We start from the raw sequence: 17149 nt of genomic DNA, 5'->3' as shown, positions 1-17149 counted from the left end.
GCTCAGGGCCGGTCGCTGAACTGCGGGATGCGTCCGTTGAGAGAGGGGCGGTAGCGCCAGGCCAATCGGTCCAGCGACAGTTCTCGCGCAAGTATCGTACCCAGCGTGGCGCGGGCGATCTCCAGCGCCAGAGTTTGCCCCGGGCATTCGTGGCGGCCGGTACCGAAGCTGAAACTGCGGCGGTTCGCGCGCTCCAGCAGCAGGGCATCCGGCTGCGGATTGAGCTGGGGATCGCGGTTGGCCGAGGCCAGCAGCACCAGGATCGTCGCGGCGGGTTCCAGCGCGGTGCCGAGAATCTGGCAAGGTGCGGCGACGAAGCGGCGGGTGTTTTGCACGGGCGGGTCGAAGCGCTGGATTTCGGCCAGCAACGGGCTGATCTGTGTGGCATCGTCCTTGAGTGTTTGATGCAACTCCGGATTGCGTATCAGCGCCAGCAGCGCATTGCCGATCAGGCCTGCCGTGGCGTCAAAGGTTTGCGAGAGCAGGCCGATCAGGTTGGCGACCCGATTATCCGGATCGGCGCCCTCGAAGCCCTGGCCAATGCCCATCAACAATGGGTTATCTCGCTCCTCGGTCCGTTCGTTAAACAACCTTGCCAGTTGCTCGCTGGCCCGGTGGGCGGCCGCCAGTTGCGTTGCATCGCTCAGGGGCGACAGGCAGGCGACGAAATCGGCCGTCAGTTCGCTGACCAGCCGACTGTCCGCCGGATTGAAACCCAGCAACGCCGCTACCACGCTGACCGGCCCGATGAATTGGGCCTGGCGCAGGCCTTCGGCGCCTTCCCTGAGGAAACGTGCCCTGACCAGATCCTCAATGCGCTGTGGATCAACGTCCTGCAACCCCGGCGCAATCGCCGCGCGTGGGCAGCGATGCCGTTCTCCTTCGTTCATCCGCATCAACTGCCCGAACACCCGGCCGGCAGGCCCCTCGGCAATCGCCTTTGGCACCGGCTCATCGGCGGGGCGCACCTGGCAATGGGGGTGACGCAGCACCGCGCATAACGCCTCGGCGCTGCTGGCGATCCACAGGTTCGATGGCCGGTCGAAGGTCAGCCCGCCCTTGGCCCGCAGGCTTGCGTAGTAAGGGTAGGGATCGGGGTGGGTTGCGGCGATGATCGGGTCCATGAAGCGCTGCCTTGTTCGTCAGGGAGAAAGTGTTGCTACTATCTCCAGTCGATGCATGGCTTGATTCGTCGTGGAGCGAAATATGAACGCAGAACATCATGATGTGGGCGTGTCCCAGGTAGCCGCCGCCATTGCTGAACCGGCCCGCACCCGAATGCTCTGTGCATTGATGGACGGCCACGCCCGCACCAGCACCGAATTGGCGAGCATTGCCGAGGTCAGTGCTTCCACCGCCAGCGCTCACCTGGCCAAGCTCAAGGACTTGGCCTTGGTGCGCCTGCATATCCAGGGCCGGCATCGCTATTACAGCCTGGCGGACCCGCGCGTCGCCCAGGCCCTCGAAGCGCTGATGGTGATCGGCCAGAACGCCGCGCCGACCTTCACGCCACGCACGCCGGATCGCCTGCAATTTGCCCGCACCTGTTACGACCACATGGCCGGCACGCTGGCGGTGCGGTTGCATGATCACATGATCGAGGCCGGCTGGCTGGTGGAAGGGGAAGGCCCCGACTATCGCCTGAGCGAAGCCGGCGAAGGGCTGTTCGCGGGGTTGGGCATCGATGTGCAAGCCCTGGCCATTCAGCGGCGCCGGTTCGCCTGCCCGTGCCTGGATTGGAGCATGCGCCGCCCGCACTTGGGCGGGGCGCTGGGGGCGGCGTTGTTGCAGCTGGCGATCAAGCGCAAGTGGTTGATCCAGGATCTGGATAGCCGGGCGTTGGGGCTGACGGCCAGTGGCCGTCGGGAGATGGCGGGGCGGTTTGGGGTGAGTGCGCAAATGGATGTCGAACCCACTGACGCTTTCGCGAGCAAGCCCGCTCCCACAGTGGAATTGCGTTAACCATGGATTTTGTCGACACCTGGGAGCCCTGTGGGAGCGGGCTTGCTCGCGAAGGCGGTTTCAGCAGCGCCATCGCCAGCCAGTCATGCCTGGGTCAAATGCCTGCGTCGATACTCATCCGGCGTGGTCCCCATCATCTTGCGAAACATGCTGATAAACGCCGAGGCGCTGCTATAGCCCAGGTCCAGGCCGATGGTTTTCACGGTCTGGCCTCGTTCAAGCAGGGCGAGGGCTTCGATGACCTTCAGGCGCTGGCGCCATTCCACCAAGGACATGCCCAGGTCCCGTTGGGCCCTGCGCATCAGGGTGCGTTCGGTGGTGTTGGCGGCGCGGGCCAGTTCCGGCAGCGAACGTAGATCGCCGGGGTTGGCCTCCAATGCCCGTAGCACCGGGCCAAGAAGCGGGTCATCGGAAGAGGGCAGGTAGCTGCCGACATGCGGCGCCTGGCCCAGCTTGTCCACCAGCACCTGCAACAGGCGTTGCTGCTGAACGGTCTGCGGCTGGCTCGGCGGGTCGCTGCGCAGTTCTTCGAGAAGGGCGCGGATCAACGGGCTTAGGGTCAACGCGCAAGGCGCAGCGGGCAACGCGTCGCACAGTTCAGCCGCCAGGTACAACGAACAATGGCAGGCCTCGTGCCGATTGAATCCGACATGCTCCAGATCCGGCGGCAGCCAGATACCGTATTGCGGTGGCGCCAGATAATGGTGGTGCGCGGTCTCGATCTCCATCACCCCACTGTACGAATAGACGAACTCGCCCCAGGCATGCCGGTGCCGTGGATAAGTGGCATGGGCCGGCATGCAGGCGCTGCGAAAATAGATCGGTGCGGGCAGCGCCGTTTCGAACGGCGGGATCCGCAAATGTTGCGCGGGAATGTGCATGGCGGTGGCTCTGACGGAATACCGGGATGGTTTGTCGGATAAACACTATATCCAGCAAAGATGCCAGGCAGACAATCCTTTCATCGATTCCAGACAAAGGATTATTCCCATGACCACCCGCCGCGCCCTGGATGGCCAGGTCTGCGCCTTGATGACCGGCCTTTGCGCCATTTGGGGCTTCCAGCAAGTCGCCATCAAGGCCAGCGCCGCCGACATGGCGCCGATGCTTCAGCTGGGTGTGCGCTCCGCCATCGCTGCGCTGCTGGTCTGGTTGCTGGTGTTGGTGCGCGGTGAGCGCCTGTCCATGGCCGATGGCAGTTGGCGTCCGGGCATGCTGGTGGGCTTGCTGTTTGCCCTGGAGTTCGTGCTGGTGGGCGAAGGCCTGCGGCATACGACGGCTTCGCACATGGTGATCTTCCTGTACACCGCGCCGATGTTCGCCGCCCTTGGCTTGCACTGGAGACTGCCCAGCGAACGCCTCAAGCCGGCGCAATGGCTGGGCATCGCGGTGGCATTCAGTGGAATCGTGGTGGCCTTCAGTGGCGCCTCGGGCGCGGGCAGCGGCAGTTCACTGCTCGGCGACGGCATGGGCTTGCTGGCCGGTGCGCTGTGGGGCGCTACCACGGTGACGGTCCGTTGCTCGCGGTTGACCGACCTGCCAGCCAGCCAGACGCTGTTGTATCAATTGGTGGGCGCCGGGGTGCTGTTGATCGGGATGTCGATGGCGGTGGGCCAAACGACGATCAATCCCACGCCGCAATTACTGGCGAGCCTGGCGTTCCAGGTGCTGCTGGTGTCGTTCGCCAGTTTCCTGATCTGGTTCTCGTTGCTGCGGCGCTATCTTGCTTCGCAACTGGGCGTACTGTCGTTCATGACGCCGCTGTATGGCATCGGCTTCGGTGTCTGGCTATTGGATGAGCCACTGGAACCTAACTTCATCGTCGGGGCGGCGTTGGTTCTGGGCGGGATTTTGCTGGTCAGTGGCTACGGCTGGTTTCGCCAACGCTGGGGACAATGGCTGGTATTGCGTCGAAATTAACCGAAGCATCCATAAGAAAGCCCACCCGTAGTTGAAGTGCGGGTGGGCTTTTTTGTCGGCTGTGCGTTACTTGCTTGGATGAGCGGCTTGAAGCTTCTTGGCTTCTTCCAAGTGATGTTGCAGAGCGGGCAACAGTTTCTGGGCAAATGCCTTGAGTTCGGTGTTGCCGGGCTTCTTGTCGTCGGTGACGGTCTCGGCTTCCTTCTTGAACAGGGCGATGGTTTCTTCGTGGGCCATGACCTGGTTGTTGGCGTAGGCCGCGTCAAAAGACTCGTCACGCATATCGAGGATCTTGGCCTTGGCCTTCTTCACCAGAGTGGTTTCATCTGGTACTTCGATGTCGTGTTTTTTCGCCAGGGAAAGTAACTCTTCGTTGGCTTTGGTATGGTCGGTGATCATCGTATTGGCGAATGCCTTGACGTCCGCCGAGGCGCTTTTTTGCAACGCCAGTTTGCTGGTTTCGATTTCCGCAATGCCACCGGCCGCCGCGTTGTCGACGAAATCATTGGAAGTCGCGGCCCAGGCCATGCCCATGCTGGTACTCAAGGCAACTGCCAGGCCGAGTTGACGCAGGGTAAATCCGTCCATAGTTAGTCTCCACACAGGTTGTAAAAGCGGTCGTTGCCGCCTCTGTTCAATGGAGGCACCTGCGTGCGCAAAGGTTTGATCGCAACGCGTTCCAGTACGACGAACGGTCACCACTGGTCGGATTAGCGGTCGACAGAACCCGGTCGACGAGGCCATTCTGATAATCGACGAGCGTCGTAAAGACGTCTGCCACTGACCTATCGATGGAGGTATCCCATGCCTGTGACTCATGACTTGACCCAGGACCTGCACTGGAGCAAAGAAGACATTCAGCTGCGGCGGGCCAAGGACCCCAGGCTCAATACGCTCTTCGATAAATATGCCGACATCGACAAGGCAGTGCTTGAAGCCGAGGCCGGGGCCAGCCTGGACGACGAACTCAAGAAGCTCAAGGAAAGGCGCCTGTCGATCAAAGACCAGATTCTGGAAAAGTTGCAACGACCCTCCTGAGGCCGTTCTGACTGTCGCCAGGCTTGCTGATCCCGGCAAGCCTGGCACCGCTGGCCTTCACGTCAGCGGATCCCAGCGTTGCGACCAGTCACTGCCGGTCTTGACGATCTCTCGCAACACCTCGAACGCTTGTTGCAATGCCGCCGAATCCCGGTCCCGGGAGTACACCAGGTAGGTGGGGTAATTGAATTCCGGCGCCTTGGGCACCCGTTCCAGGATGCCGCTGTCCAGGTAACTTTGCAAAACGCGGGTACGGAAGTAGCCGCTGCCGCCATTTTCCAGAATGTACTGCAAGGCCAGGGGGCCGAGGTTGAAGGTCACGGCGGCCTTGGCCTTGTCCGGTAGCGCGGTGTCGTGCTGGCGCCGGAAGTCCGCGCTCCAGTCGATGTACACGTAGGGTTCGGGGCGGGCGGCCAGGCGCACCAGGATGAGTTTTTCTTCCAGCAGTTGTTCCACTTGCAGGCGTGGCCAGTATTCGGGCTGATACACCACCGCCGCATCCAACAGGCCCAGCTCCAGCTGTTGCAGCAGTTTTTCACCGTCGCGGATGTCCATGCGCAGGGCATGGCCTGGGATCTGCCGGCGCAGCTCACCGGCCCAGGCGAGCATCAACGGATTGCACAGGCTGACCTCGCCGCCCAGGTGCAAGACGTTGCGATAGCCCTCAGGCAACGGCAGGTCACGACGGGCCGCTTCCCAGGTTTGCACCAGTTGGTTGGCGTAGATTACGAAGGCTTCGCCGTCAGCGGTCAGGCGAGCACCGGCACGGTTGCGTACGAACAGCGCGCAGCCGAGCTGGCTTTCGAGCTTCTGTACCCGGGCGGTAATGGCCGTCTGGGTGACGTGCAGCTTTTGCGCCGCTGCGGCGAGGCTGCCATGGCGAACGATTTCCAGGAAGGTGCGGGCGAGGTCGATGTCCATGTTCAGGCCGATGCAAGGGAAGCCGGCATTGTAAGAGCTGCCACCCCGCACCGATACCTGGAATCACAGGGTCAAGGTTGTGGATGGGATGTGAATCGGGGAGCGCTAGAAACACAAATCCCGCCACGGGGCGGGATTCAGCTGCAACGCAAGGCCCGCGATGCACGCGGGCGCTGTCTCAGCTTGGGAACAGCTCGGACAGTTTCATCGCCAGCATCATGTCGCCTTCGGCGCGCAGTTTGCCGCCCATGAAGGCTTGCATGCCGTCGGTTTCGCCGCTGACGATGCCTTCCAGGGTTTCGCCGTCCATCACCAGGGTCACCTGGGCGTCCGGGTTTTCACCTTCCTGCAGTTCGCAGGTGCTGTCCTTGACGATCAGCGAGAAATTCTTGGTGTCATCGATGCGGAAACCGAAGACCAGGTCCAGGCCGGCAGCGGCGGCTGGGTTGAACTTGGCTTTCATGGCTTGTACGGCGTCGGCTACGGAGGTCATGGTTCAATCCTTATTTGGGTGGTACAGCAAGGGTCTACAGTAATCCGGACTCAGCGAAAGGTGATGAGGTCCGGGGTCTTCAACAGTTGCAGATGGGCATGGCTGTTGAAGGAAGCCAGGGCCACCTCGCTGCCCCTGAATTTCAGGTGGTTGAGCGAGGTGTTGACGATTTGCCAATTCAATTCGAAGGCCTGTCGGGCCGGTATCTGGATGATCAGGTGGAGCAGGGCGGTAATGGTGCCGCCGGAAGTGAACACGGCGATCTTGTGGCTGTTGTCGGCTTGCGCCAGGATGCGCAGCAGGCCGGCCTGGACCCGCTCGACGAATCCGAGCCAGCTTTCCAGCCCGGGCGGATCGTAACGGCCGCTGAGCCAGCGCTCGACGATCAACGCGAAGATGCGCTGGAATTCGGCGCGGTTCTGCGCGGCATTGCGCAGGATATCCAAGGCCTCCGGTTCCTGCGCGAGCATGTCCGGCAACAGGGCGCGAATCACCGCGTCGGCGTCGAACTCGTTGAACGCGGCATCGATTTCCAACTCAGGAACCGGCAACCCGGCGGCGGACATCTGGCCCAGCGCGCCCGTGGCGGTGTCTTGCTGGCGACGCAGGTCGCCCGAGAGGCAACGATCGAATACGACACCCAGCTCTGCCAGGTGGCTACCGAGCACTTGCGCCTGGCGTACACCGTTAGGCGAAAGGACATCGTAGTCGTCCGCACCGAATGAGGCCTGGCCATGTCGAATCAGATAGATGCTGCCCACGTCCGCGTCATCCCGGTACGTTGAAGGTTTGGCGAGGTTATGAGGATGGCGGTGAGCTGTCAATGAAAAAACATACGCTTGTTTGAAATGCCTGTTACAGCCCCTGGGCAGGGCGTTTGCGGAGGGCGTAGTGCCTGCCGCGCAGCAAGGTTACCGCAGGTTTCATGGCTGGCCGCGAGGCGGGCGCATGGGTATGCTGGGCACCAGCAACACCGCGCTTGAGCGGCGTATTGAATTATTAGGAGCCATTGTGGAGTTTTTCATCGAATACGCCAGTTTCCTGGCCAAGACTGTGACACTGGTGATCGCCATCCTCGTGGTGCTGGCCAGTTTCGCTGCGTTGCGCAGTAAAGGGCGGCGCAAATCGGCCGGCCAGTTGCAGGTGAGCAAGCTCAACGATTTCTACAAGGGCCTGCGTGAGCGCCTGGAGCAGACGTTGCTGGACAAGGATCAGCTCAAGGCCTTGCGCAAGACACAGGGCAAGGTTGAAAAAGCCGAAAAGAAACGCAAGGACAAACCGGCCGTCAAGCCTCGGGTCTTCGTCCTGGATTTCGACGGCGACATCAAGGCTTCGGCCACCGAGAGCCTGCGCCATGAAATCACCGCGCTGCTGACCCTCGCCACCCCGAAGGATGAAGTGGTACTGCGCCTGGAAAGCGGCGGCGGCATGGTCCACAGCTACGGCCTGGCCTCGTCGCAGCTGGTGCGTATCCGCCAGGCCGGCGTGCCGTTGACGGTCTGCATCGACAAGGTCGCAGCCAGCGGCGGCTACATGATGGCGTGCATTGGCGAGAAGATCATCAGTGCCCCGTTTGCCATCCTGGGCTCCATCGGTGTCGTCGCGCAGCTGCCCAACGTCAACCGGCTGCTGAAAAAGCACGACATCGACTTCGAAGTGCTGACGGCGGGTGAGTACAAGCGCACCTTGACCGTGTTCGGCGAAAACACCGAGAAGGGCCGGGAGAAATTCCAGGAAGACCTGGACATTACCCATGAGCTGTTCAAGAACTTCGTGTCCAACTACCGCCCACAGCTGGCCATCGATGAAGTGGCGACCGGTGAAGTCTGGCTGGGTGTCGCGGCGCTGGGCAAGGGCCTGGTGGATGAGCTGAAGACCAGCGATGAATACCTGGCCGAACGAGCCAAGGGCGCCGAGCTGTATCACCTGCACTACGCCGAGCGTAAAAGCCTGCAAGAGCGCGTCGGCATGGCGGCCAGCGGTTCGGTGGATCGGGTCTTGCTGAGCTGGTGGAGCCGTCTTACCCAGCAGCGTTTCTGGTAACTGGGTTTCCAGAGTTGAGTCACTGACAATCCCATTGTGGGAGCGGGCTTGCTCGCGAAAGCGGCGGCAAATCCAACATCATCTGTTCAGATGCGCCGCCTTCGCGAGCAAGCTCCGCTCCCACAGTAATCAGCGCCCACAAAAAAGCCCTGGACCGGAAACCCGGACCAGGGCTTTTTCATGGAACTGTTTAGCTTGAGCGGCGGCGAAACAGTGGCAGCGGTTCGTCAGTGGCAGCCTGGTAGGTCACCGAGAAGTCCTTGAGGCTTTCGAGCGCCTCATAGGGGTCTTTATCGGCGCGCAAGGCAAACGCATCGAAACCGCAGCGGCGCATATAGAACAGCTGGTCGCGCAGCACATCGCCAATCGCCCGCAGCTCACCCTTGAAGCCATAGCGATCACGCAACAGGCGGGCGTTGGAGTAGCTGCGACCATCGGTAAAGGCTGGGAAGTTCAGGGCAATGACCTGGAATTGGCTGGCGTCATCACCAATTTCTTCCGCTTCCTCGTCGGCATCCAGCCACACGCCCAGGCCACCATCGCGGGCCTTGAGGGCGTGACCATGATCACGCCACAGGGCCAGGGGCACGATCAGGTCATCGCAGTTGGAGATACCATCGAAGGACGCATCCTTGGGCAACAAGTGCCAGGTTTCGTCGATGACCTCGTTGTTCTTAATGATTCGCTGCATAGACGCGTTCCTTGAAGAGGTCGATGCCAATACGTTGGTAAGTGTCGATGAAGCGCTCGTCTTCGGTACGTTGTTCAATGTACACGTCGATCAGCTTTTCGATCACGTCAGGCATGTCATCCTGGGCAAACGACGGGCCGAGGATCTTGCCCAGGCTGGCGTCACGGTTACCGCTGCCGCCCAGGGAGACCTGGTAGAACTCTTCGCCTTTCTTGTCCACGCCCAGGATGCCGATATGGCCGACATGGTGGTGACCACAGGCGTTCATGCAACCGGAAATGTTCAGGTCCAGCTCACCGATGTCGAACAGGTAATCCAGGTCGTCGAAACGACGCTGGATCGATTCGGCGATGGGAATCGACTTGGCGTTGGCCAGGGAGCAGAAATCACCGCCAGGGCAGCAGATGATGTCGGTCAGCAGGCCGATGTTCGGGGTGGCGAAACCTTGCTCGCGCAACTCGCCCCACAGGGTGAACAACTGGCTCTGTTCAACATCCGCCAGAATGATGTTCTGCTCGTGGGAAGTGCGCAGTTGGCCGAAGCTGTAGCGCTCGGCCAGGTCGGCAACGGCGTCCAGCTGCTTGTCGGTGATGTCGCCCGGCGCAACGCCGGTCGGCTTCAGGGACAAGGTCACCGCGACGTAGCCCGGCTTCTTGTGGGCCAGGGTATTGCGGGTACGCCAACGGGCAAAGCCCGGATGTTCTTTGTCGAGGCCAGCCAGCTCGGCGTCCTGATTGCTCAAGACTTTGTAGTCTGGGTCGACGAAGTGCTTGGCCACGCGATGGACTTCGGCTTCGGTCAGGGTGGTCTGGCCGCCACGCAGGTGAGCCATTTCGTCTTCGACCTTCTGGGCGAAGACTTCAGGCGTCAAGGCCTTGACCAGGATCTTGATCCGCGCCTTGTATTTGTTGTCGCGACGGCCGTAGCGGTTGTACACCCGCAGGATGGCGTCGAGGTAGCTCAGCAGGTCCTGCCACGGCAGGAATTCATTGATGAACGCGCCGACCACCGGCGTACGCCCGAGGCCACCGCCCACCAGCACACGGAAGCCCAGCTCGCCGGCGGCGTTGTAGACCGTCTCCAGGCCGATGTCATGGACTTCGATGGCCGCACGGTCCGAGCTCGAGCCATTGATGGCGATCTTGAACTTGCGTGGCAGGTAGGCGAACTCCGGGTGGAACGTCGTCCACTGGCGGACGATTTCGCACCATGGACGCGGGTCGATCAATTCATCGGCCGCGACGCCGGCGAACTGGTCGGTGGTGACGTTGCGCAGGCAGTTGCCACTGGTCTGGATCGCGTGCATCTGCACGGTAGCCAGTTCGGCCAGGATCTGCGGCACATCTTCCAGGGCCGGCCAGTTGTACTGGACGTTCTGCCGGGTACTGATGTGGGCGTAGCCCTTGTCGTAGTCACGGGCGATCTGGGCCAGCTTGCGCACCTGGCGCGAAGTCAGTTGGCCGTAAGGCACCGCCACGCGCAGCATCGGAGCGAAACGCTGGATATACAGGCCATTCTGCAAGCGCAGGGGGCGGAATTCTTCTTCGCTCAGCTCGCCTGCCAGATAGCGTCGGGTCTGATCACGGAACTGCTTGACGCGGTCCTCGATGATTCGCTGATCGTACTCGTCATATACGTACATATAAGTCTCGGTCTCAGGCTTGGGCCGATCAGAAACAGCTGCATGGTGGCTCGCTGAAATCGGGTTCTGCCTCGGCAATTCTGCGCGCACGGCCGCGCACTCCTAAAGGAGCCGATGCAAGATACCTGTTTTGAGTTATGCGCAAAAGTGATGTTTGAGTATATGCAAAGAACCAAATCGACTAATGAGATTGATTATTGCCTAACCCACATTTGTCGTACGGGCAATCATCGTCTTAACTGTGGTCGAGTCCCTATGCAATCACCTACAAAACCGACAAGAGGCGATGCAATGAGCAATCCGACCAAAGCAAGGAAAAGCGACAGTACCGTTGATGCCTGGGCCATTTTGTTCCTGATTATCCTGGTGGTGGGCACCGCCGTGTTCTGGGTCAGTCACCAATAGTCTTTCATCACACTCAATACCCAATGTGGGAGCGGGCTTGCTCGCGAAGGCGGTGCATCAGTCAAAAATGATTCTGACTGATACACCGCCTTCGCGAGCAAGCCCGCTCCCACAGGGTTAAGTAGTGTCCGCGAGTTTTATAACCCCGCCAGATGCACCACCAGCTTGACGATGCCAAACAGCGTCAGGGCGAATATCACCGTGAACGCGATGCCCAATATCACGAAGTGACTGGGCTTGCCGTGGGTGAAGTCACGGGCGCGGTTCTTGCCGCTCTGCACGCCGAAAGCGGCAGCCAGCACGCTGTGCATCATCTGCCACAGGGTTGGCGGCTTGTTGTCGACTGGATCGTCCATAAATCCCTCGTCTGCCATGTGTGTGGGACAAGCATAGACAAAAGATCGCAGTCTGCGGTGGCCTCGGTCATGGATCCCTGGCTCCCGGTCTTCCCCCAACGCCTTCGCGGACAGAAAATCAGTAAACCTAAGCCTTCCTGACCCGTGTCGCTACTGGTACTTCTGTCAGTATCCGCTCCGGTGGGATTGGATCACGCTGATGACTCCTGTCACCTGCGAAGATATCAGCCATGAACGTCCGAAGCTCGTCCACGTCCGCGGTTTTTTACCGTTGCGCTACGGCTACGCTGTTTTTTCTCTTGGGTTTTCCGGTAAGCAATGCGGCAACCGAAAGCCAAGAGAACACACCTCAACCGACGTCGGCGAGTGTATATGCCAATGCGATTGGCGATGCCCGCTTTGAGCGTTCGGCGATACACGTTGAGCAGGGCTATACGATTGAGAGTGGCAATCTGTATGCCCGTGATGGGGAGGCAGGCTCGCTGGTGGTGGTTCGGTCTCCAGATGGGGCGGTCGTTGGAATCGTCAACGAGCCCGATAAGCACGGTTTGTTAAAAGTTGACCCCCAGGGGCGCCTTACATTCATCGCCGAGCCAGCTGAAGATTTGTTGGAAAACGATACGGTCAAATCACAGGAAGACATTGGTCGTCCGGAGACGGCCAGTGACGGGCCCTCTTATATTGATATGCTCTTCGCTTATTCTGCCAATGCGCTGAATCAGCTGGGAGTTGATCCCATTGCCTATGCGCTTGCGCAAGTTGAAATGGTCAATCTCAGCTTACGAAACTCGCGTGTCGGGGAAGTTTCGTTGCGACTCGGTGCCGTTAGCGTTTTTGATGTGCCTCACAATACCAGTGACGAGGGATTGACCAATTGGCAAAATCTTCTCAGCTCCTATCGGGATCGGTACAAAACTGATGTGAACGCGGCCATTTCGGCGGGCACCAGCCAAGAGCAGGGAAGAGCATATTTTCGTGGATACACAAGCGTTAGCGCCTGGTATGCAACCACCACTTTTGCCCATGAGATAGGGCATAACGCCGGAGGGGAGCATTGCGAAGAGGCAAACGGTTCGGACTACAACTATGGCTATAACAACGGTAGAACCAAAACCAATATGTGTACCGGTAGTCGATCCCTCTACTATTCGACACCTGCCGTCAATGATGCTTACGGCTTGCCGATAGGAAGTGCAAGGACGGCCGACATGGCCCGCGTCTGGCGTGAGAGTACGGCGCGATTGACGGGTTACAGACCGGAACTACCAGGCCTGCGTATGATGCTTGTCAGCTCTCCTGGAGAACAATCTGAAGCCTACGCTGAATTGGCCGTGCCTGGTTCATCAGGCCGTGAGGGCGCCTTTGTAACCTTCTCCCCAGCGGTGGGGCCGACTGAGTTAATCCATCTTCAGGGAGCGATGCTGGCACTAAAATTAATGTGAAACTGCGCAATGCCAGAGGGGATGATGTCAGTGTCGAATTATGGGCAAGGCGCGTGAGGGGGGATAAATGCGTCTCGCGAATGAATGCCATTTCGGGATGCACGATATATCCCTTGAACCTTCGGCTGGAATACTATCCCTATGGTGGAAATGAGGCGCTGCCGGCGGGCTATTATAATGGCTTTCTCCAGCTTGAAGCTCGAAGGCCCAACTCCGATTGGAAGGTGCCTATCAATATCGCCATTTCTGTTAAGAAGTAACTTTGTGTTAGACGTGGCGGATAATTACTAACGCCCTCGCGAAGTCAGCCAAATGTCGGTGGCTTGTGCCCTGTCGCCGCTTTCACGACGCTCTTCATGTACACCGCTATATATATGAAGAGCATCATCAATCGCCACCGACTTAGTTCTTAGTTGTCATACCCCAAATTCGGCGACAACCAACGCTCCGTCACACTCAACTCCTGGCCTTTACGCGCCGTATAGCTCTGGACCTGATCCTTGTCGATCTTGCCCACGGCGAAGTACTGCGCCTGGGGATGGGCGAAGTACCAGCCGCTGACCGCTGCCGCCGGGAACATGGCGTAGTGTTCGGTGAGGAACACGCCGCTGCGTCCGGCCTTCAGTTCGCTGGCCTCGGGGTCGAGCAGGCGGAACAGGGTGGCTTTCTCGGTGTGGTCCGGGCAGGCCGGGTAGCCGGGAGCGGGGCGGATGCCGGTGTATTGCTCCTTGATCAGCGCTTCGTTGTCGAGGCTCTCGTCCTGGGCGTAGCCCCAATAGTTCTTGCGCACCTGCTGGTGCAGCCATTCGGCGCAAGCCTCGGCGAGGCGGTCGGCCAAGGCCTTGACCATGATCGAGTTGTAGTCGTCGCCGGCTTCCTGGTAGGCCTTGGCCACTTCTTCGGCGCCAATGCCGGCGGTGGTGATGAAACCACCGACGTAGTCGGTCACGCCGCTGTCCTTGGGTGCGACGAAGTCGGCCAGGGAGAAGTTCGGCTTGCCGTCGGTCTTGATGATCTGCTGGCGCAGGTGATGCAGGCGCGCCAGCGGTTTGCCGTCTTCGCCGTAGACTTCCAGGTCGTCGTCATGCACCTGGTTGGCCGGCCAGAAGCCGAACACGGCGCGGGCGCTGATGAGTTTTTCGTCGATCAGCTTGCGCAGCATGGCCCGGGCATCGGCGTACAGCGCGGTGGCGGCTTCGCCGACCACTTCGTCGGTGAGGATGCGCGGGTATTTGCCGGCCAGGTCCCAGGAAATGAAGAACGGCGTCCAGTCGATGTATTCGGCCAGGACGTTGAGGTCGATGTCGTCCAGCACCCGTGCGCCGGTGAAGGTTGGTTTGACCGGCTGGTAGCTGCTCCAGTCGAACTGCGGTTTCTTGGCGACGGCGGCGGCGTAGCTCAGGCGTTCGGTGCGGGCGCTGCGATTGGAGGTGCGCTCGCGCACGTCGATGTAGTCCAGGCGGGTTTTCTCGACGAACGCCGGCTTGAGCTCCTTGGACAGCAATTGCGTGGCCACGCCCACGGCGCGGGAGGCGTCGGTGACATAGATGACGGCGTCATTGCTGTACTTGGGTTCGATTTTTACCGCCGTGTGGGCCTTGGAGGTCGTCGCGCCACCGATCATCAACGGCAGGTGGAAATCCTGACGCTGCATTTCGCGCGCCACGTGCACCATCTCATCCAGGGACGGGGTGATCAGGCCGGACAGGCCGATGATGTCGCACTTCTGCTCCTTGGCCACCTGCAGGATCTTCTCCGCCGGCACCATCACGCCCAGGTCGACGATGTCGTAGCCGTTGCAACCCAACACCACGCCAACGATATTCTTGCCGATGTCATGGACATCGCCCTTGACCGTGGCCATCAGGATCTTGCCCTTGGCCTCCGGCTTGTCGCCTTTTTCCGCCTCGATGAACGGGATCAGGTGGGCCACGGCCTGCTTCATCACCCGCGCGGATTTCACCACCTGGGGCAGGAACATCTTGCCGGCGCCGAACAGGTCGCCAACGATGTTCATGCCGGCCATCAGCGGGCCTTCGATGACTTCGATCGGGCGAGCGAAGGACTGGCGCGACTCCTCGGTGTCTTCGACGATGTGGGTGGTGATGCCCTTGACCAGCGCATGTTCCAGGCGCTTGTTGACTTCCCAGCCGCGCCATTCCTCGGTTTCCGCTTCCTTGACGCTGCCATCGCCCTTGTACTTGTCGGCGATGGCGAGGAGGGCGTCGGTGCCTTCGGGGGTGCGATTGAGGATCACGTCTTCCACGGCGTCGCGCAGTTCCGCCGGGATCTGGTCGTAGATCTCCAGCTGGCCGGCGTTGACGATGCCCATGGTCAGGCCCGCGCGAATCGCATACAGCAGGAATACCGAGTGAATCGCCTCGCGCACTGGGTTGTTGCCACGGAACGAGAAGGACACGTTGGACACGCCGCCCGACGTCAACGCATAGGGCAGCTCGTCGCGGATATAGGCGCAGGCGTTGATGAAGTCCACCGCGTAGTTGTTGTGCTCTTCGATGCCGGTGGCGACGGCGAAGATGTTCGGGTCGAAGATAATGTCTTCCGGCGGGAAGCCGACTTCGTTGACCAGAATGTCGTAGGAGCGCTTGCAGATTTCTTTCTTGCGCGCTTCGGTGTCGGCCTGGCCGGCTTCATCGAAGGCCATCACCACCACGGCGGCGCCGTAGCGTTTGCACAACTTGGCGTGATGGATGAACTGCTCGACGCCCTCCTTCATGCTGATGGAGTTGACGATGCCCTTGCCCTGGATGCACTTGAGACCGGCTTCGATCACTTCCCATTTCGAGGAGTCGATCATGATCGGCACGCGGGAGATGTCCGGTTCGCCGGCGATCAGATTGAGGAAGGTCACCATGGCCTTCTTCGAATCGAGCATGCCTTCGTCCATGTTGATGTCGATCACCTGGGCGCCGGCCTCGACCTGTTGCAGGGCCACTTCCAGGGCTTCGGTGTAGTTGTCTTCGCGGATCAGTCGGGCGAATTTGGCGGAGCCGGTGATGTTGGTCCGCTCGCCGACGTTGACGAACAACGAACTGCGGTCGATGGTGAACGGCTCCAGGCCCGACAGGCGGCAAGCCCGGGGGATTTCCGGGATCTGGCGCGGTGCGTAGCCGGCCACGGCCTTGGCGATGGCTTCGATGTGCGCCGGGGTGGTGCCGCAGCAACCGCCCACGATGTTCAGGAAACCGCTCTGGGCGAATTCCTCGATGACTTTCGCGGTATCGGCCGGCAATTCGTCATATTCGCCGAATTCATTGGGCAGGCCCGCGTTCGGGTGCGCCGAGACATGGGTGCTGGCCTTGTTCGACAGTTCTTCCAGGTACGGGCGCAACTCGCTGGCGCCGAGGGCACAGTTCAGGCCCACGGAGATGGGCTTGGCGTGGGCCACGGAGTTCCAGAAGGCTTCGGTGGTCTGGCCGGAGAGGGTGCGGCCGGAGGCATCGGTGATGGTCCCGGAGATCATGATCGGCAGCTCGACGCCCAGCTCTTCGTAGACACCTTGCACGGCGAAGATCGCTGCCTTGGCGTTCAAAGTGTCGAAAATGGTTTCGATCAGGATCAGGTCGGCGCCCCCTTCGATCAGGCCCTGGGTGGCCTCGGTGTAGTTCTCCACCAGTTCATCGAAGGTCACGTTGCGGTAGCCAGGGTTGTTCACGTCGGGCGACAGCGAGCAGGTACGGCTGGTCGGGCCGAGCACGCCGGCGACGAAACGTGGCTTGTCCGGAGTTTCCAGGGTCTTGGCGTCGGCCACCTTGCGGGCCAGGCGCGCGCCTTCCAGGTTCAGCTCGTAGGCCAGGCCCTGCATACCGTAGTCGGCCTGGGACACTTGGGTGGCGTTGAAAGTGTTGGTTTCCAGGATGTCCGCGCCGGCATCCAGGTAGGCTTTTTCGATGGCGCCGATCACGTCGGGGCGGCTGAGCACCAGCAAGTCGTTGTTGCCCTTGACGTCGCTCGGCCAGTCGGCAAAACGCTTGCCGCGATAGTCCTGTTCCTCCAGCTTGTAGCTCTGGATCATCGTGCCCATGCCGCCGTCGAGAATCAGGATGCGTTCCTTGAGGGCTTGCTGCAGGAGATAAAGGCGAGCGCTGCGATCGGACATAGGACTACCTGGAAAAAAGACTGTTACGAAAGCCGGGATGATAACAAACCTGTGCGGGATTTGATCATGACTGCCTTTTGCATGAATATCGCTCATGTTTGCAAGGCGATGCTGGC

At 60.4% G+C, this 17149-nt stretch carries 15 protein-coding genes; 5 read left to right on the top strand and 10 right to left on the bottom strand.

The features are described 5' to 3' along the window. Window positions 1-2 precede the first annotated feature (2 nt). Window positions 3-1124, bottom strand: a complete 1122-nt coding sequence (locus AD663_RS16515; RefSeq protein WP_053214164.1) for a cytochrome P450 — start codon at window positions 1122-1124, stop codon at window positions 3-5. An 82-nt stretch (window positions 1125-1206) separates the two neighbouring features. On the opposite strand from AD663_RS16515, the gene AD663_RS16510 reads away from it, so the two are divergent. Next, window positions 1207-1962, top strand: coding sequence for a helix-turn-helix transcriptional regulator (locus tag AD663_RS16510; RefSeq protein ID WP_003182893.1), 756 nt, complete (start codon window positions 1207-1209; stop codon window positions 1960-1962). 83 nt (window positions 1963-2045) lie between these two features. On the opposite strand, the gene AD663_RS16505 is transcribed toward AD663_RS16510, so the two are convergent. Then, window positions 2046-2843, bottom strand: coding sequence for a helix-turn-helix transcriptional regulator (locus tag AD663_RS16505; protein ID WP_053214163.1), 798 nt, complete (start codon window positions 2841-2843; stop codon window positions 2046-2048). A 109-nt stretch (window positions 2844-2952) separates the two neighbouring features. On the opposite strand from AD663_RS16505, the gene AD663_RS16500 reads away from it, so the two are divergent. After that, window positions 2953-3882, top strand: a complete 930-nt coding sequence (locus AD663_RS16500; protein WP_003182889.1) for a DMT family transporter — start codon at window positions 2953-2955, stop codon at window positions 3880-3882. 66 nt (window positions 3883-3948) lie between these two features. Here AD663_RS16500 and AD663_RS16495 read toward each other — a convergent pair whose 3' ends face one another. Next, window positions 3949-4470 carry a DUF4142 domain-containing protein gene (locus tag AD663_RS16495; protein WP_053214162.1) on the bottom strand — a complete coding sequence of 174 codons (522 nt, stop codon included), beginning with the start codon at window positions 4468-4470 and terminating at the stop codon, window positions 3949-3951. 216 nt (window positions 4471-4686) lie between these two features. Here AD663_RS16495 and AD663_RS16490 point away from each other — a divergent pair, with 216 nt between their 5' ends. Beyond that, window positions 4687-4920, top strand: a complete 234-nt coding sequence (locus AD663_RS16490; RefSeq protein ID WP_003182886.1) for a YdcH family protein — start codon at window positions 4687-4689, stop codon at window positions 4918-4920. Between the two features lie 57 nt (window positions 4921-4977). Here the strand turns inward: AD663_RS16490 and AD663_RS16485 are convergent, their stop codons facing one another. The 3 genes from AD663_RS16485 to AD663_RS16475 form a co-directional block, all read right to left on the bottom strand. After that, entirely contained in the window at window positions 4978-5841 is an 864-nt protein-coding gene (locus AD663_RS16485; protein WP_053214179.1) for a LysR family transcriptional regulator, read from the bottom strand. A 178-nt stretch (window positions 5842-6019) separates the two neighbouring features. Continuing rightward, entirely contained in the window at window positions 6020-6334 is a 315-nt protein-coding gene (locus tag AD663_RS16480; RefSeq protein ID WP_003182883.1) for an SCP2 sterol-binding domain-containing protein, read from the bottom strand. Window positions 6335-6384: 50 nt separating this feature from the next. Beyond that, on the bottom strand, window positions 6385-7095 hold the full coding sequence (locus AD663_RS16475) for a histidine phosphatase family protein (protein ID WP_053214161.1): 711 nt from the start codon (window positions 7093-7095) through the stop codon (window positions 6385-6387). A gap of 250 nt (window positions 7096-7345) precedes the next feature. On the opposite strand from AD663_RS16475, the gene sohB reads away from it, so the two are divergent. Next, entirely contained in the window at window positions 7346-8377 is a 1032-nt protein-coding gene (sohB, locus tag AD663_RS16470) for a protease SohB (RefSeq protein WP_003182869.1), read from the top strand. 190 nt (window positions 8378-8567) lie between these two features. Here sohB and AD663_RS16465 read toward each other — a convergent pair whose 3' ends face one another. The 3 genes from AD663_RS16465 to AD663_RS16455 form a co-directional block, all read right to left on the bottom strand. Next, the gene (locus AD663_RS16465) at window positions 8568-9068 is read right to left on the bottom strand and encodes a DUF934 domain-containing protein (RefSeq protein WP_053214160.1); all 501 of its coding nucleotides are present in this window, start codon (window positions 9066-9068) and stop codon (window positions 8568-8570) included. Then, window positions 9052-10710 carry a nitrite/sulfite reductase gene (locus AD663_RS16460; protein ID WP_053214159.1) on the bottom strand — a complete coding sequence of 553 codons (1659 nt, stop codon included), beginning with the start codon at window positions 10708-10710 and terminating at the stop codon, window positions 9052-9054. The genes AD663_RS16465 and AD663_RS16460 overlap by 17 nt, the downstream gene beginning before the upstream one ends. 542 nt (window positions 10711-11252) lie before the next feature. Next, window positions 11253-11471 (bottom strand): DUF2970 domain-containing protein, encoded by a 219-nt coding sequence (locus AD663_RS16455; protein WP_003182858.1) that lies wholly within the window; start codon window positions 11469-11471, stop codon window positions 11253-11255. A 230-nt stretch (window positions 11472-11701) separates the two neighbouring features. Between AD663_RS16455 and AD663_RS16450 the strand changes: the two genes are divergently transcribed. After that, window positions 11702-12913, top strand: coding sequence for a reprolysin-like metallopeptidase (locus tag AD663_RS16450; RefSeq protein ID WP_053214158.1), 1212 nt, complete (start codon window positions 11702-11704; stop codon window positions 12911-12913). 409 nt (window positions 12914-13322) lie between these two features. On the opposite strand, the gene metH is transcribed toward AD663_RS16450, so the two are convergent. Beyond that, window positions 13323-17033 (bottom strand): methionine synthase, encoded by a 3711-nt coding sequence (metH, locus tag AD663_RS16445; RefSeq protein WP_003182853.1) that lies wholly within the window; start codon window positions 17031-17033, stop codon window positions 13323-13325. Between the last annotated feature and the right edge of the window lie 116 nt (window positions 17034-17149).

The sequence above is a fragment of the Pseudomonas sp. Q12-87 genome (assembly GCF_001269755.1).
GTDB classification, from domain to species: Bacteria; Pseudomonadota; Gammaproteobacteria; order Pseudomonadales; family Pseudomonadaceae; genus Aquipseudomonas; species Aquipseudomonas fluorescens_S.
This window is presented reverse-complemented; position numbering and strand designations above follow the sequence as displayed.

Coding starts and splice junctions, on each gene's coding strand:
- AD663_RS16490 (WP_003182886.1), top strand. CDS start 4,687: ATGCCTGTGACTCATGACTTGACCCAGGACCTGCACTGGAGCAAAGAA.
- AD663_RS16480 (WP_003182883.1), bottom strand. CDS start 6,334: ATGACCTCCGTAGCCGACGCCGTACAAGCCATGAAAGCCAAGTTCAAC.
- AD663_RS16515 (WP_053214164.1), bottom strand. CDS start 1,124: ATGGACCCGATCATCGCCGCAACCCACCCCGATCCCTACCCTTACTAC.
- AD663_RS16495 (WP_053214162.1), bottom strand. CDS start 4,470: ATGGACGGATTTACCCTGCGTCAACTCGGCCTGGCAGTTGCCTTGAGT.
- AD663_RS16465 (WP_053214160.1), bottom strand. CDS start 9,068: ATGCAGCGAATCATTAAGAACAACGAGGTCATCGACGAAACCTGGCAC.
- AD663_RS16505 (WP_053214163.1), bottom strand. CDS start 2,843: ATGCACATTCCCGCGCAACATTTGCGGATCCCGCCGTTCGAAACGGCG.
- AD663_RS16485 (WP_053214179.1), bottom strand. CDS start 5,841: ATGGACATCGACCTCGCCCGCACCTTCCTGGAAATCGTTCGCCATGGC.
- metH (WP_003182853.1), bottom strand. CDS start 17,033: ATGTCCGATCGCAGCGCTCGCCTTTATCTCCTGCAGCAAGCCCTCAAG.
- AD663_RS16460 (WP_053214159.1), bottom strand. CDS start 10,710: ATGTACGTATATGACGAGTACGATCAGCGAATCATCGAGGACCGCGTC.
- AD663_RS16500 (WP_003182889.1), top strand. CDS start 2,953: ATGACCACCCGCCGCGCCCTGGATGGCCAGGTCTGCGCCTTGATGACC.
- AD663_RS16450 (WP_053214158.1), top strand. CDS start 11,702: ATGAACGTCCGAAGCTCGTCCACGTCCGCGGTTTTTTACCGTTGCGCT.
- AD663_RS16510 (WP_003182893.1), top strand. CDS start 1,207: ATGAACGCAGAACATCATGATGTGGGCGTGTCCCAGGTAGCCGCCGCC.
- AD663_RS16455 (WP_003182858.1), bottom strand. CDS start 11,471: ATGGACGATCCAGTCGACAACAAGCCGCCAACCCTGTGGCAGATGATG.